The sequence below is a fragment of the Pseudoalteromonas sp. Scap03 genome (assembly GCF_013393115.1).
In the GTDB taxonomy this organism is placed as follows: domain Bacteria; phylum Pseudomonadota; class Gammaproteobacteria; order Enterobacterales; family Alteromonadaceae; genus Pseudoalteromonas.
This window is the reverse complement of sequence record NZ_VDEU01000001.1, coordinates 1,012,310-1,026,867: the sequence shown is the minus strand read 5'-3', so window position 1 is coordinate 1,026,867 and position 14,558 is coordinate 1,012,310. Positions and strand designations below refer to the sequence as shown.

General features: G+C 39.8%; 14 protein-coding genes. 10 read left to right on the top strand and 4 right to left on the bottom strand.

Annotated elements, in window-relative coordinates:
- Complete coding sequence (locus FHG08_RS04680; protein ID WP_178954612.1) at positions 1-1,122, top strand: succinylglutamate desuccinylase/aspartoacylase family protein; 1,122 nt, start codon at positions 1-3, stop codon at positions 1,120-1,122.
- 184 nt (positions 1,123-1,306) lie between these two features.
- On the top strand, positions 1,307-2,338 hold the full coding sequence (locus FHG08_RS04675) for a phospholipase A (protein ID WP_055012465.1): 1,032 nt from the start codon (positions 1,307-1,309) through the stop codon (positions 2,336-2,338).
- A 53-nt stretch (positions 2,339-2,391) separates the two neighbouring features.
- On the opposite strand, the gene FHG08_RS04670 is transcribed toward FHG08_RS04675, so the two are convergent.
- A complete protein-coding gene (locus FHG08_RS04670) occupies positions 2,392-3,285 on the bottom strand; it encodes a bifunctional GNAT family N-acetyltransferase/hotdog fold thioesterase (protein ID WP_138606709.1) in 894 nt (297 codons plus the stop codon).
- 123 nt (positions 3,286-3,408) lie between these two features.
- Here FHG08_RS04670 and FHG08_RS04665 point away from each other — a divergent pair, with 123 nt between their 5' ends.
- Entirely contained in the window at positions 3,409-4,155 is a 747-nt protein-coding gene (locus FHG08_RS04665) for a spermidine synthase (protein ID WP_178954610.1), read from the top strand.
- Here FHG08_RS04665 and dtd read toward each other — a convergent pair.
- Positions 4,152-4,589, bottom strand: coding sequence for a D-aminoacyl-tRNA deacylase (dtd, locus tag FHG08_RS04660; protein WP_178954608.1), 438 nt, complete (start codon positions 4,587-4,589; stop codon positions 4,152-4,154). The two genes, FHG08_RS04665 and dtd, sit on opposite strands and share 4 nt — an antisense overlap.
- On the bottom strand, positions 4,590-5,471 hold the full coding sequence (locus tag FHG08_RS04655) for a virulence factor BrkB family protein (RefSeq protein ID WP_138606713.1): 882 nt from the start codon (positions 5,469-5,471) through the stop codon (positions 4,590-4,592).
- Positions 5,472-5,557: 86 nt separating this feature from the next.
- On the opposite strand from FHG08_RS04655, the gene FHG08_RS04650 reads away from it, so the two are divergent.
- The 4 genes from FHG08_RS04650 to FHG08_RS04635 all read left to right on the top strand — a co-directional run bounded on the left by FHG08_RS04650 (position 5,558) and on the right by FHG08_RS04635 (position 8,744).
- Positions 5,558-6,214: a DUF2959 domain-containing protein gene (locus FHG08_RS04650; RefSeq protein ID WP_138606715.1), complete on the top strand. Its 657-nt coding sequence runs from the start codon at positions 5,558-5,560 to the stop codon at positions 6,212-6,214.
- A gap of 133 nt (positions 6,215-6,347) precedes the next feature.
- On the top strand, positions 6,348-7,439 hold the full coding sequence (locus tag FHG08_RS04645) for an MBL fold metallo-hydrolase (protein ID WP_178954606.1): 1,092 nt from the start codon (positions 6,348-6,350) through the stop codon (positions 7,437-7,439).
- A gap of 73 nt (positions 7,440-7,512) precedes the next feature.
- Positions 7,513-7,938 (top strand): BLUF domain-containing protein, encoded by a 426-nt coding sequence (locus FHG08_RS04640; protein ID WP_138606719.1) that lies wholly within the window; start codon positions 7,513-7,515, stop codon positions 7,936-7,938.
- Between the two features lie 77 nt (positions 7,939-8,015).
- Positions 8,016-8,744, top strand: a complete 729-nt coding sequence (locus FHG08_RS04635) for a CBM9 family sugar-binding protein (protein WP_178954604.1) — start codon at positions 8,016-8,018, stop codon at positions 8,742-8,744.
- 285 nt (positions 8,745-9,029) lie between these two features.
- Here the strand turns inward: FHG08_RS04635 and typA are convergent, their stop codons facing one another.
- Positions 9,030-10,853, bottom strand: coding sequence for a translational GTPase TypA (gene typA, locus FHG08_RS04630; RefSeq protein ID WP_010392008.1), 1,824 nt, complete (start codon positions 10,851-10,853; stop codon positions 9,030-9,032).
- Positions 10,854-11,361: 508 nt separating this feature from the next.
- Here typA and glnA point away from each other — a divergent pair.
- The 3 genes from glnA to glnL all read left to right on the top strand — a co-directional run bounded on the left by glnA (position 11,362) and on the right by glnL (position 14,556).
- Positions 11,362-12,768: a glutamate--ammonia ligase gene (glnA, locus tag FHG08_RS04625; RefSeq protein ID WP_010392004.1), complete on the top strand. Its 1,407-nt coding sequence runs from the start codon at positions 11,362-11,364 to the stop codon at positions 12,766-12,768.
- 114 nt (positions 12,769-12,882) lie between these two features.
- On the top strand, positions 12,883-13,404 hold the full coding sequence (locus FHG08_RS04620) for a DUF4124 domain-containing protein (RefSeq protein ID WP_138606723.1): 522 nt from the start codon (positions 12,883-12,885) through the stop codon (positions 13,402-13,404).
- Positions 13,405-13,485: 81 nt separating this feature from the next.
- A complete protein-coding gene (gene glnL / locus FHG08_RS04615; RefSeq protein ID WP_178954603.1) occupies positions 13,486-14,556 on the top strand; it encodes a nitrogen regulation protein NR(II) in 1,071 nt (356 codons plus the stop codon).
- Positions 14,557-14,558 lie beyond the last annotated feature (2 nt).

Genomic DNA, 14,558 nt, shown 5'->3' with positions numbered 1-14,558 from the left:
ATGAATAACACCACAGCTATAAGCCAGGAAAATATTGTAGTTGGTGAAGTGGCAAATGGCCTACCACTGACTATTTCTGTCTATCGTTTAAAGGGCGATGGCACAGGCCCAAGTGTGTATATACAAGCTAATATGCATGGCGCCGAAGTACAAGGTAACGCGGTTATTTATCAGCTACTTGAACAGCTAAAAAACCTTAATTTAAAAGGTGACATTACCTTAGTTCCCTACGCTAACCCCATTGGCTGTAATCAAAAATCGGGCGAATTTACGCTTGGCCGATTCGATCCTATTACGGGGACTAATTGGAATCGTATGTATCACTGTAATAATCAGCTTGCATCACAGTTTGCAAAGCAATACTGCGACGCTGACGATACAGCTCTAAAAACAGCATTTAAAACCGCGTTAATTAATGATGTTGAGCAGCAACTTAATGGCCCAGACTATCGTTTAACAACCGGTAAACGCATAGCGCTAAACTTACAAAGACTAGCGCATCAGGCTGATATTGTTTTAGATTTACACACTGGCCCTATTTCTAGTCAGCACTTATATTGTCCTGAATATGCCACAGAAAGTGCCCGTTACTTTAATATTCCCCATGTGCTAGTGATCCCTAATGACTTTGATGGGGCAATGGATGAAGCGAGCTTTTGTCCATGGTGGCAACTTAGCGAGCAACTTGCTCAGCAAGGCCGAAATTTTAACGTACAAGTTGAAGCCTTTACGGTAGAGCTAGGAAGCCAAGAAAAAATAGATTTAAGCGCTGCACTAGACGATGCCAATAGTATTTTAAGTTATTTAAATCATAAGAAAGTATTTGTTGATGCCTCCTACAAGCCAAAGGTGATGACAAGGTATGGCTGCCAACTAAATGATTATATTGCTTACTATGCACCTATGGGTGGCATGGTTGAATACTTAGCCCCTCTTGGTGGGCACATTAAAGCGGGCGAACCTATAGCTAAAATACTGCGAATGGAACGCTACCTAAGCGAACAACCACTGCAAACATTAAGCTTTGATCTTGATGCGATTGCGATATTGCATTTTGCCTCAGCTAGTGTGAACCAAGGCACTGAGCTTTATAAGTTTTTTACAAACGTTTTTGAGCTTTAGCTCACCCCTTCTCATTGCGTGAGAGTCTAACTAGCAAGCTATTAGCTAGTTATCCAGTAAAAGCGACTTAGGTCGCTTTTCTTTTTGCTTTATTAAAGTTCAGGGCAAGTTCACCGTATATGTGTTAAAAATGCGTTATAATTACCACAAATCTGTTACTTCTCTCACTTACAAAGGAATTACAATGAGTTGGCGCCACTGGATACTTCTCTCAACATTACTAAGTACTGCTGTTATTGCTGAAGAAACAGCAAAAAACGAGCAAAACAATGAACTTGAGCTGGTTAAACAATGTATATTAAATGAAGTGATCGGTGGGGACGGTAAGCAAACCCTCGATCAATTGCGCGAAAAATGCTCTGCAGTTGAAGAAAGCAAGCAGCTAACAGCTATCGATAAACGCCAAGCCCGTGAAGCGGTTGGCAAAAAGAATCGTAATGTAATTACGCCGCATAAACGTAATTATATTTTACCGGTTTCATATATGTCTAACCCAAACACTCGCCCGTTTGATGGATTTGCAGAATTAACCGATAAAAAAGATGGCGACCCTCTCGATAACCTAGAAGCTAAATATCAGTTATCAATTAAAGTACCTTTGTATGATGAGTTTGCCGACTCAGACCAAGCTATATTTTTTGGCTTTACACTGCAGTCATACTGGCAAGTATATAACGACGATATTTCATCTCCTTTTCGTGAAACTAATTACGAACCAGAAATTTTCTGGATTAATTACTTAGACCCTGAAAACGTTTTATGGGGCGATGAAATGGCAATAGCCATTGGTATTTCGCACCAATCAAATGGCCGCAGTCAACCAAACTCGCGTTCTTGGAACCGTATATATGCCGATTTCATTTGGGAAAATGACGGCTTTGTATTCAGCTTTAAGCCTTGGTACCGCATTCCTGAAAATGAAAAGCCTGCGCCGTTAGATGCACGAGGTGACGATAACCCTGATATCTATAAATACATGGGTTACTTTGAATTTGGTGGCGCGTATCGCTTTCACGATCATGAATTTAGTTTTATGACTCGTAATAATTTAAATTCAGATAACCGCGGGGCAATTCAGCTTGATTGGTCATTCCCTCTATGGGGAAGAGTACGCGGCTATGCGCAGTACTTTAATGGCTATGGTGAGAGTTTAATAGACTATAACGCCGATATTGAACGCTTTGGTGTCGGTATATTACTGACTGACTTACTGTAATAACCGCTAATAAAAAAGCCAAGCAACTCGCTTGGCTTTTTCGTTTATTCTTATTACTTTTTAACCACAAACTGCCCTTCAAACTGAGCAACTATTTGATCACCATCAAAAATGGTTACTGGCACTAAATAGCTCGCCTTACCCGCCTCTTGTAACTCTATTAAGTTACCTTTACAGGTTTGAATATCAACACAGCCTTTAGGGTCGGTATTAAGTGGTTTTAAGTATTTAATATTAGCATCGGCTAACACTATATTACCCTCAAGTCCGGCTTCTTTTAATGCTAAGTACGTTGCTCCCCAACCCGTTAGTGTAGCTAGGCTATAAATAGAGCCTGCAAACATGGTGTTGTGTAAGTTTAAGTTAGCATTTAAATCTGCACGAGTAGTAAATTGCCAATCGGTGTAGCTTTCTACTTTTATCCCCATTGCATCACTAATAGGGATTGATTCACGCCATGTATTTTGCAGTACTTGAGTCCAATTAGGGTGACGAAACCAACCTGGCTCACTCGGCTTAAGCTTAACCATTTTATAATGTTGAACATCACCATAGGCTAAATGCGCCTTTTCTTTGTTTTCGTAGCCATGGCGCTGATAAAATTCCAGGGCACGTTCACGTGCAAACAGCACTAATTCATCAGCATCTTGATTCCACGCTATTTTTTCGAGTTCATGCAATAAGCGGCTGCCAATATGTTGATTCCGGTTACCCTCTGCAACCGCCATATAACGCACTTGAGCTTGTTGCTGATTATTAAAGTGCAAACGCGCCACACCCAGTACTTCACCTGCTTTATTTTTAATAAAGCGGTGTTCAGCTTCTTGCTCTAAATCGTCTTGCTCAGAACCACGAGGTTCGCCCCATGGTGCACGTAAAACTTGCCAGCGTAATTGATAATAGGCTTGCCAGTCTTCACTACTTTGAGGGGTGCTCACTTGAAACATACAGACTCCATAAATTAAAAATGTAAAAATATTACGCTGTGCATTTTGTGAAAAACACCATACTCGATCTGGGTAAAACTGCAAATACGACTTTGGTTTCCTATAAATGACTGTAAAAAATTAATGACAAAATCGATTGCGCTTTGCCCCTGCTGGTTTATGCTCAATACCATGAATAAATATATCCATGATAGCAGTGGCCTGATCAGCAGGCACTTTATTGAGCATAGTTCATCGCTAGGCCAGTTACTTTATTGGCATAATCAACATGGCATAAATATACAAGTTCGAGAGCATCAACAACTGCGCTGGCTACTTATTAACAACACCTTGCAATCAGTTATTTTAACCCGGAGCCCACAAGTATTACTGTTTCCTCACCTTGCCTATTTAGCAACGGTTTGGCAGCAACGACCAGCGCCTAAAAAAATACTTGAGCTCGGTTTAGGTGGTGGTGCTATACGCAACTACCTGTTAAAACAGTACCCTCGAGTACAGCTGACTTCAGTAGAAAAAAACCCTCATATAATTGACTGTTATCAAGATTTTTTTGCCCTTAATGAACAGGGCCAAATTTACTGTGAAGACGCACAAACAGTTTTAAAGTCAGCGGTGAATATAGATTGGATTATTTTAGATTTATTTAGTGAACTAGACGCCCCTAGATTCTTATTTGATTTATGTTTTTATCAAACAATTTATGAGGCGCTTGCTCAGCGGGGCATCTTATTTATTAACTTTTTATCGCAACATAGCTCCCAACTTACGCAGCTACAACTTGTGCTTAAGCGCGTGTTTGGGGGAGCCGTTAGTATTAAAAAGATCACCGGATTTGTGAATCACATTGTGGTTGTAGAAAAAACACTTTAAGCGGTTAAATTAAAGGTAACCGGACCGTCGTTAGATAAACTAACCTGCATATCGGCTGCAAATACACCGGTAGCGACCTTTATACCGAGTAATTTAGCCTGCTCAACAAAGTAATTATATAATGCTTGCGCTTGATCTGGTGTGGCTGCCGATGAAAAACTAGGACGCATGCCTTTTTTGGTATTAGCTGCAAGTGTAAATTGCGATATGACTAATAGCTCGCCTTGTATGTCTTTAAGACTGAGGTTCATTTTATCGTTTTCATCACTAAAAATTCGATAATTACTGACTTTGTGCAATAGTTTATCAGCAACACGCTCATCATCTTCTTTTTCAACACCAAGCAGTAATACAATACCTTGCTTTATTTCGCCAACAACCTGTTTTTCTATTGCTACGTTAGCGTGTGTTACCCGTTGAATTAGTCCTTGCATTTATTCACTACCCTCTGCTTGTTGCTCTTTTTTATTGTAATGTTGCATGTTAATACACACAGTAAATTCAGCACCTAGTAGCACGACTACCCACGACAAGTATACCCATACAAACAAAATAGGAATGGTTGCTACCGCACCATAAATCACTTCGTATGATGGAAAATGGCTAATGTATAAAGCAAAGCCTTTTTTGGTTAACTCAAATAACATTGCAGCAAACAGTGCACCAGGAATAGCGGCCCTAAATGAAACTCGTGTATTCGGCACTAAGGTATACAGCATGATAAAACCTGCCATAGAAATAGCATAAGGGAGTAGTTTTAATAAAAAACCACTAAACCCAGGGATCCCCTGATCAGCAAACGACACTAGTGACACAATATAAGAGGTGACACCAATACTCGCACCCAGTAGTACAGGTCCCAAGCTCAGTACCATCCAATACACAGCAAAGGATATCATCATTGGGCGTTTTTTCTTTACTCGCCAAATACGGTTTAGTGTGGCATCTACATTACGAATAAGTAGCAAGGCAATGGCTGCCAAAAAACCAATACCTACCGCCGTCATTTGATTAGCATTACCAGCAAACGAGCTAATATGCTCTTTAATAACATCGGAAGAAGTCGGCACAAAGTTAGTAAATAAAAAACTTTCAATGGCTAAACGGGTCGATTCAAACCCCGGAAAAGCAGAGAAGATTGCCACACCCACCGCTATCAACGGAACCAACGACAACAAGGTAACGTATGCTAAATACCCTGCATTAATGGTTATTTGATCGTCTATACAGCGATTGAAATATTGCATCCACCAGCCTGGTTGCTGTTTTAGAAACACCTTAACTTGCTGTTTATAATGAGAGAGCTTATCATTCATACAATTAACTTTGTTGGTGAGCTTTTGATTATAATAACAATCAAGGCCATAATTTACAGCATTAACACTCGTAAATAGGAATTCAGATGAAAAAACAAACATTATTAGGGACAGCCATACTCTCGTTAATGCTGATGCTTTCAGGTTGTCAGTCGGCTTATTATTCGGCAATGGAAAAAGTAGGTGTCCATAAACGTGACATCCTTATTGATCGCGTTGAAGAAACGAAAGACTCACAACAAGAGTCGCAAGAAGAATTTCAATCAGCACTCGAGCGTCTAACTACTTTAATTAATTTCGATGGTGGTGAGTTGCAAGACGCTTACAATCAACTTAATGACGATTACGAGTCGAGCTTAGCGGCGGCAAATGAAGTATCAAGTAACATAAATAAAGTAGAAGATGTTGCTGATGCGTTGTTTGATGAGTGGAGCGATGAGTTAGAGCAATACAAAAGCGCCTCACTTAAGCGTCAAAGCAGTAAAAAACTAGCTGCAACTCAGCGCCAATTTAGCCAATTACTTCGCTCAATGCGCAGCGCTGAGAGCAAAATGGAGCCAGTATTATCGTCTTTACAAGATAACGTGCTTTACTTAAAACATAACTTAAACGCACAAGCGGTAGCCGCTATAAAAGGTGAGTTTACTAACCTTAAGCGTGATATTCAGTTACTCATGAATGACATGAATAAGTCGATTGAAGACTCAAATAAATTTATTGAGCAAATGAATACCGTGGGCTAATTACTATAAGTCCGTTTAATAAGCCTACTAAATTGTAGGCTTTTTTATTGTTACTTTTTGTTACCTTTAAGCTCTTCGTTAATCCGCTGTTGTTGTTATACTTTTACAAAATAATAATAATTAGAACAGTAAAATGAAGTTTAAAGCTATCACCCTAATACTTGCATGCACAATGCTCAGCGCCTGCCAAACAGCTAATCATGTTGAAGTTATTGCAGGGGAGCAAACCATTACCCCGCTACATAAAGATGGCGAGCGAGAAGGACGCTTTCATAACCTCTACCCGGGGGAAAAAACTTACACGACTACCTGTGAAAGCAACTGCTATCCAACTAGCCCAAAACTACAATGCGAAAAAGACAGCGAAAACTGCCAATTTATTGGTGAGCAACAGCCTATGAATTTAAATACAGGCTTTAGCTTACGCTGGCTGGGACATGCTGGGTTTATGATCCGCACGCCTAACGGACAGCAAGTGTTAATTGATCCTGTAAAAGAGCAGTTTGACTCACCTGTAGATTTAGCATTTAGACTAGCCTCTGGGTTTTACCGACAGCCCGGCGATTGGCTCACAGATAGTGAACTGAAAAACTTAGACGCTGTGATGTACTCGCATATTCATTACGATCACTTTAATAAAGCAGATATAGAAGAGATCGGTAATAAACCTCGCTACTTAACACCACTAGGCATGGCCGACAACTTCCCCACAGGCGGGTTTAATATTAGTGAAATGGCGTGGTATGCAAAAACAAATATTGGCGATTTAGCTATCCATGCCTTGCCTGCTCATCACTTTAGCAGTCGTGTATTAGTGCCCTTTATTTACGAAGACAACGATAAAGACTTATGGAATGGCTGGCTACTTGAACAAAATGGCAGCTCCTTATTTTTTGCAGGCGACACTGGCTATTCAAAACACTTCAGCGATATACAGCAAAAATATGGCGATATTGATGTGTGCTTAATGCCTATAGCTTCTTACTACAGCGAAGACAACCCTAAATGGTATCGTTACGTTCATACAACCCCAGAAGACGCTCTAACAGCAGCACAAGAACTTAACTGTAAAATAATGATACCTTGGGGATACGGTAACTCATCATGGAAAATGGGCGACCACACTAGCCATTCAGCCTTACTGCGTTTATTGTATATGCACAAAAAAATGGATTCGAAAATCCCCCTGCATATTTTAAATGAAGGTGAGAGTATTAAACTTTAATCAGTCATTTACAAACTTAGTAATAACCTCTCTGCTGAACTATGTTTAATTAACTAAACAGTGTGGAGGTTTTATGTTTCTTGTACGACTTATTTACGCCAGCAAAATAAGTAGTGATTTTGGGCCTGAAGATATAGAAAATATTTTACAAAGTGCTAGAACCTATAATGTAAAAACAAACGTCACCGGCATGTTATGTTTTAGCAATGATTACTTTTTACAATGTCTGGAAGGCTCTAGAACCGCTGTAAATAATACCTACCAACAAATATTAAACGATAAACGTCACCATAATGTAATTATGCTCAACTATACCCAAATTCCTGAAAGAGAGTTTGAAAAATGGTCAATGGGCTATGTACCGCAATCTAAGCTAACCGAATCACTGAATCTCAAGTTTTCAGGCTCCATTGATTTTAATCCTTTTAAAATGTCTGGAGAAAGTGCGCATTTATTAATGCTCGCATTAAAAGACAGCATAGCAGGCACAATCAGTTAGTATAAAAATAGACTACGAGATTGTTTTTAATAGCTATTTAAGCCAAGCTAAATCATCCTTAATTGATGAGATGACTAATGAAAAAAACACTACTTGCTTTTAGCTTACTTTTTACCCAGCCACTCATGGCTATTAACGTTAGTCATACACCAACAGCTATTACTATTGATGGGGTTTCTGAAAGTGCATGGGACAAAGCCACTTGGCATAATATGCCATACTTAATGGACGGCACCCTACCAGACTCAGACAAGGATTTTAAAGGTCGCTATCGTCTTTTGTGGGATGAAAACTACTTGTATTTACAAGCAGACATTAGTGATGATGTGCTTATTGATACTCACCCAGATCCAACGGATAAATACTGGGACGATGATGCCTTAGAAGTGTTTATAGATAGTGACGCATCTGGCGGTAATCACCAATTTAACCATACAGCATTTGCTTATCATATTGGCCTTGATAACCAAGCTGCCGATTATGGGCCTGATAAAAAAGCGCATTTATATACCGACCACTTAGTTAGTAACTGGAAACGCAATACCACTGCGCCCTATAACATCACGTGGGAAGTGGCGATAAAACTCTACCCAAACGATTTCCAACAAGGCGCACAAAACACTCCGCTTAAATTAACGCCAAAGCAAGTAGTCGGCTTTATGCTCGCATATTGCGATAACGACGGCAGTAAAGTTCGTGAGCACTTCATGGGTTCACATGAAGTACAGCCTGTTAACGGCAGTCGCAACCTTGGCTATATAGATGCTGATGTGTTTGGAAAAATCACTCTACTACCGAAAAAGTGATGAAGTTAGCGAACTGGCCTTTTTGTTGGGTTGAGCGCAACGAAACCAAAAAAATAGGGGTTTTACATTATCAGTTGTTTTAGCTCTTACTCTTTTACTTCTCATTCTCTTCTCTTTGTGTAAATATTTTTAAGTGAATTTTTTACAAAGAGGGTAAGAGGCGCTGCGCTTTTAGAGCTTAATACTGATAACTAAAAACTGAAAGCTTCTCTTACTTTAAAAACAAAAAAGCCGCTGTATCTTTCAATACAGCGGCTTTTAAAATCATTGTTCTAAATTAATAGATTATGACTTAGGAGCACGACCCGCACGTTTACGCTCATTTTCAGTTAAATGACGCTTACGAATACGAATGTTCTCAGGTGTTACTTCTACTAACTCATCATCAGCAATAAACTCAAGCGCTTGCTCAAGTGAATAGTTAAGTGCTGGTGTTAGTGTTTGTGCTTCATCTGTACCAGATGCACGAACGTTAGTAAGTTGCTTACCTTTAAGTGCGTTAACTGTAAGGTCGTTATCACGGCTATGAATACCAATAACCATACCTTCATAAACTTCAACACCGTGACCGATAAATAAACGGCCGCGCTCTTGTAAGTTAAATAGTGCGTTAGTAAGTGCTTTACCTGTTGCGTTTGCAATCATTACACCGTTCTTACGAACACCTAGCTCGCCACCTTTGTGCGGACCGTAGTGATCGAATGTATGGTAAAGTAAACCAGAACCCGACGTTAATGTCATGAACTCAGTTTGGAAACCGATTAAGCCACGGCTTGGGATCATAAAGTCCATACGCATACGGCCTTTACCATCTGGTGCCATGTCAGTAAGTTCACCCTTACGAAGACCAATTTGCTCCATGATAGAACCTTGGTGCTCTTCTTCACAGTCAATAGTTAGTGTTTCATACGGTTCTTCTAACACACCATCAACAGTACGTAAGATTACTTCTGGACGAGAAACAGCAAGCTCGTAACCTTCACGACGCATGTTCTCGATTAAGATACCTAGGTGTAATTCACCACGACCTGATACACGGAAGCTATCTGGGTTATCTGTATCAGCAACACGAAGTGCTACGTTATGTACTAATTCTTTGTCTAAACGCTCACGAATATTACGTGATGTTACAAACTTACCTTCTTTACCACAGAAAGGAGAGTTGTTTACAGAGAACGTCATTGTTACTGTTGGCTCATCAACACTTAGTGGTGGTAATGCTTCAACGTTGTTAGGACAACAAAGCGTATCTGAAATCTTAAGCTCGCCTAAACCTGTTACTGTTACGATGTTACCAGCGTAAGCTTTATCAGTTTCAATACGCTCAAGGCCTAAGTAGCTTTGTACTGAACCAATCTTACCGTTACGAGTTGTGCCGTCTGCACTGATAACCGTAACTTGTTGGTTAGGTGCAACAGAACCACGTTTAATACGACCGATACCAATTACACCCTTATAAGAGTTGTAATCAAGCTGTGAAATCTGCATTTGGAAGTCACCTTCAGGATCTGCATCCGGTGGTGATACTTCGTCAACGATCATCTTGAACATAGGTTCCATGTTATCTGATGCTTCGTCTAAATCTAATGTAGCCCAACCATTGATTGCTGATGCGTAGATTACTTTAAAATCTAACTGCTCATCAGTTGCGCCTAAGTTGTCGAATAAATCAAAGATTTGATCCATAACCCAATCAGGGCGAGCACCTGGCTTATCAATTTTATTGATAACAACGATTGGCTTTAAGCCTTGCGCGAATGCCTTTTGCGTTACGAAACGCGTTTGTGGCATTGGGCCTTCTTGAGCGTCAACAAGTAGTAGTACTGAGTCAGCCATCGAAAGTACGCGTTCAACTTCACCACCGAAGTCGGCGTGTCCTGGAGTATCTACGATATTGATATGGTAATCATTCCAAGATATAGCGGTGTTTTTCGCTAAAATGGTAATACCACGTTCTTTTTCAATGTCGTTTGAATCCATCACGCGCTCTTCATTACCGCCGCGTGTTTCTAATGTACCTGATTGCTCAAGTAGTTTATCAACCAATGTTGTTTTACCGTGGTCAACGTGGGCGATAATTGCTATATTTCTTAACTTTTCGATACTCATATGTTCACTCAGAGAAATTGATCTCATTGATCCTGCAGGGGGCTATACGTACTCACCTGCGCTTTCACGAGATGTCCCAGCATAGGATTTAAAAGGGCGCATATTATCCCCTATAAATGGAATGGATGAAAGTTTATCCAAAATAAAATTTCAAACTTTCGCAATAAAATAATTAACCCTTTGTTTTAAAATAATTAATTTTTATGATTAATTTTTATAAATTTATCTCAAAAGGTGGTTTTGAGTTAATTTAAAGCGACTTTACTGCGCATTTTGCATTTTCTTTGTGTTAGTCTAAGGTGATTAATTTGCAAGCAATTATGACTCTGTAAATGTTGCACCTTTTTGGAATTATTACGCACCAAAACAGTGCTTAATCTATATCACCTTTATGTTGTTTATATATTTTTACATAAAAAACAATAGATTATAATAGTGGCATAAAATCAGCTTGTTAGTATTTAAAGTATCTAAGCAGCAATAATAAAACCCAATAGTTGGAGGACACATGTCACAATCGGTTTTAGATTTTATTAAAGAAAATGACGTTAAGTTCATTGATTTACGCTTTACTGACACAAAAGGTAAAGAGCAACATGTTTCTATTCCTCATCATCAAGTTGATGAAGACTTTTTTGAAGATGGAAAAATGTTCGACGGTTCTTCAATTGCTGGCTGGAAAGGCATTAATGAATCAGACATGGTGTTATTACCTGATGCAGATTCAATCAAGCTTGACCCTTTCACAGAAGAAACAACGCTAATCGTTCGTTGTGACGTGGTTGAGCCTTCTACATTACAAGGTTATGAGCGCGACCCACGCTCAGTAGCTAAACGCGCTGAAGAGTACATGCGCTCTACTGGTATTGCTGATACCGTTTTATTTGGTCCAGAGCCAGAGTTTTTCGTATTTGACGACGTTAAATACAAGTCTGACATGTCAGGCTCAATGTATAAAATTGATTCTAAGCAAGCAGCTTGGAACTCAGATAAAGAATATGCAGATGGCAACACAGGCCACCGTCCAGGTGTTAAAGGCGGTTACTTCCCAGTTGCACCTGTTGATGATTTCCAAGATTGGCGTTCTGCAACGTGTTTAGTTCTTGAAGAGCTAGGGCAAGTTGTTGAAGCACATCACCACGAAGTGGCGACTGCCGGTCAGAATGAAATCGCAACTCGTTTTAACACTATGGTATTAAAAGCAGACGAAATCCAAGAAATGAAATATGTTATACACAACATGGCTCATTTATACGGAAAGACAGCAACCTTTATGCCTAAGCCTGTTGTTGGCGATAACGGTTCAGGTATGCACTGTCACCAGTCTTTAGCTAAAGACGGCGTAAACTTATTCGCAGGTGATAAGTACGGCGGTCTTTCTGAAGACGCGCTTTACTACATTGGTGGTATCATCAAACATGCTAAAGCAATCAACGCTTTTGCTAACGCGTCAACTAACTCGTACAAACGTTTAGTACCCGGCTTTGAAGCACCGGTAATGCTTGCATACTCTGCCCGTAACCGTTCAGCATCAATTCGTATTCCAGTGGTTCCATCTGCAAAAGGTCGTCGTATTGAAGTGCGCTTCCCAGATCCAACTGCTAACCCATATCTTGCATTCTCAGCAATGCTTATGGCTGGCCTTGACGGAATTAAAAACAAAATTCACCCTGGCGATGCGATGGATAAGGATTTATACGACTTACCAGCTGAAGAAGCAGCAGAAATTCCAACAGTGGCAGCCTCATTAGATGAAGCACTAGCGGCATTAGATGCAGACCGTGAGTTCTTAAACCAAGGTGGCGTATTTACTAACGACCTAATTGATGCTTACATTGCACTTAAGTCAAAAGAAGTTGAAAAACTTAACATGACAACTCACCCAGTTGAGTTTGAAATGTACTACAGCTGTTAATTTATTAACCGATAAATAATGTGTGTTTTAAGCCCGCTCTGCGGGCTTTTTTTATGGTAAATTTAACGGTTCTACACTAAAGTAAAGTATGTTTTAACAATGCAGGTTAGCAGGATGATAGGTAAGGTTTTATTGCTATTAATAGCTTTAATATTAAGCCTTAATAGCCATGCGAATAATAAAAAAATTTACGCATGGAAAGATAAAAATGGTGTACTGGTTTTTTCAGATACCCCTCAACCTGGTGCTAAAGAGGTAAAGCTCACTAGCCAACACTTCAACATGCCTGCAACAAATACTGATATTCTTGATACTTCACCAACTAAAACAGCGGTAAAGTTTAAAATTAGCATTACATCACCAGAGCCCAACCAAGCTATAAGAGAAAACACCGGCTCTGTATATGTTTCAACTCAGATTGCGCCTCGGTTTGAAGCTGGATTTACCATTGGTTTATTTTTAAATGGCGTTGCCATTGGTGAACCTAGTGACACCACTACGCTGGCGTTAAGAGATGTAGAGCGCGGGCAACACATATTACAAGTTAAACTTTATAATCAACAAAACCAGGTAATTGCAACTAGCCCTGAAAGTATATTTTTTATGCATCGCAAAGGCCTTAATATAGGTCGGTAATTGCAGTTAAGTACGCACAATTAGCGTATATTTTACTAAAAACCTTGCCTACCTCCCCAGGCGCACTAAAATGGTGCAATAATGATTAACAAAACACATTTTAACCCAGAGCTACTAAATATAATTTGGCAAAACCAAACCACCGCCCTGATGTTACTTGATGAGAGCTTTACACTCATTTACGCCAACACCAGTGCCAGTGAATTACTTGGCTTAGGCGAAAAGCGCTTACCAGGACAAGCGTTCGATGATTTATTTAATTACCATTCTATAGACTTAAAACGTATTGCACAGTATTCGTTGGTTGATGGTGTAGACTGCCACCAGCATAGAGCTGACGTGGTGTTTATCGATTCTCGCCATGCAAAGTTAGCGGTAAGCACACGACGAATAAAGCATAACGACACCTTTTATATTTTATTTGAATGTCGACAAACTGATGACGAAATAAAGCACGATCAAGTCTCAAATCAAATGCATCAATACCAAGCTGCACGCAACTTAATTCGCGGTTTAGCCCATGAAATTAAAAACCCACTGGGTGGAATTCGCGGGGCGGCGCAATTATTGCAGTATGAAGGTGATCAGCAAGAAAGAGATCAATGTGCAGAACTGATAATTGAACAAGCCGATCGATTGCGTGAATTAGTTGATAGGCTCCTTGGGCCTAATCAGCTGCCGCAAAAATCGTATGGCAATATACATCAAACATTAGAGTCGGTTGTAAAACTCAGTACCTTAGATAACAACCGCGATATTCGGTTAGTTAAAGACTACGATCCGAGTATTCCTGATGTTTATATTGATCAGAGCAAAGTTCAACAGGTAGTGCTAAACATTGTGCGTAATGCACAACAAGCATTGGTAGATGGTGGCGAAATAAAAATAAAAACGCGGATTAATTACCAGCATCGTCGTCCTGGCAAAGCCCCTAAAAAGGCACTCCTTATTCAAGTATTGGATAACGGCCCGGGTATTGATGCCAATTTACGCGACACCTTATTTTACCCTATGACCACCAATAAAGAAGGTGGCTCGGGACTTGGATTATCTATAGCGCAAACCTTGATTGATCAACATGATGGCTATATCGAATGTGATAGTTGGCCGGGACATACTGAATTTAATATTTATCTGCCGTTTACAGATTAATA

Excerpts from the sequence above, each read along its gene's own strand:
- typA (WP_010392008.1), bottom strand. The coding sequence starts at position 10,853 with ATGAGTATCGAAAAGTTAAGAAATATAGCAATTATCGCCCACGTTGAC.
- FHG08_RS04640 (WP_138606719.1), top strand. The coding sequence starts at position 7,513 with ATGTTTCTTGTACGACTTATTTACGCCAGCAAAATAAGTAGTGATTTT.
- FHG08_RS04635 (WP_178954604.1), top strand. The coding sequence starts at position 8,016 with ATGAAAAAAACACTACTTGCTTTTAGCTTACTTTTTACCCAGCCACTC.
- dtd (WP_178954608.1), bottom strand. The coding sequence starts at position 4,589 with ATGCAAGGACTAATTCAACGGGTAACACACGCTAACGTAGCAATAGAA.
- FHG08_RS04665 (WP_178954610.1), top strand. The coding sequence starts at position 3,409 with ATGACAAAATCGATTGCGCTTTGCCCCTGCTGGTTTATGCTCAATACC.
- FHG08_RS04680 (WP_178954612.1), top strand. The coding sequence starts at position 1 with ATGAATAACACCACAGCTATAAGCCAGGAAAATATTGTAGTTGGTGAA.
- glnL (WP_178954603.1), top strand. The coding sequence starts at position 13,486 with ATGATTAACAAAACACATTTTAACCCAGAGCTACTAAATATAATTTGG.
- FHG08_RS04645 (WP_178954606.1), top strand. The coding sequence starts at position 6,348 with ATGAAGTTTAAAGCTATCACCCTAATACTTGCATGCACAATGCTCAGC.
- FHG08_RS04670 (WP_138606709.1), bottom strand. The coding sequence starts at position 3,285 with ATGTTTCAAGTGAGCACCCCTCAAAGTAGTGAAGACTGGCAAGCCTAT.
- FHG08_RS04675 (WP_055012465.1), top strand. The coding sequence starts at position 1,307 with ATGAGTTGGCGCCACTGGATACTTCTCTCAACATTACTAAGTACTGCT.
- FHG08_RS04655 (WP_138606713.1), bottom strand. The coding sequence starts at position 5,471 with ATGAATGATAAGCTCTCTCATTATAAACAGCAAGTTAAGGTGTTTCTA.
- FHG08_RS04650 (WP_138606715.1), top strand. The coding sequence starts at position 5,558 with ATGAAAAAACAAACATTATTAGGGACAGCCATACTCTCGTTAATGCTG.
- glnA (WP_010392004.1), top strand. The coding sequence starts at position 11,362 with ATGTCACAATCGGTTTTAGATTTTATTAAAGAAAATGACGTTAAGTTC.
- FHG08_RS04620 (WP_138606723.1), top strand. The coding sequence starts at position 12,883 with ATGATAGGTAAGGTTTTATTGCTATTAATAGCTTTAATATTAAGCCTT.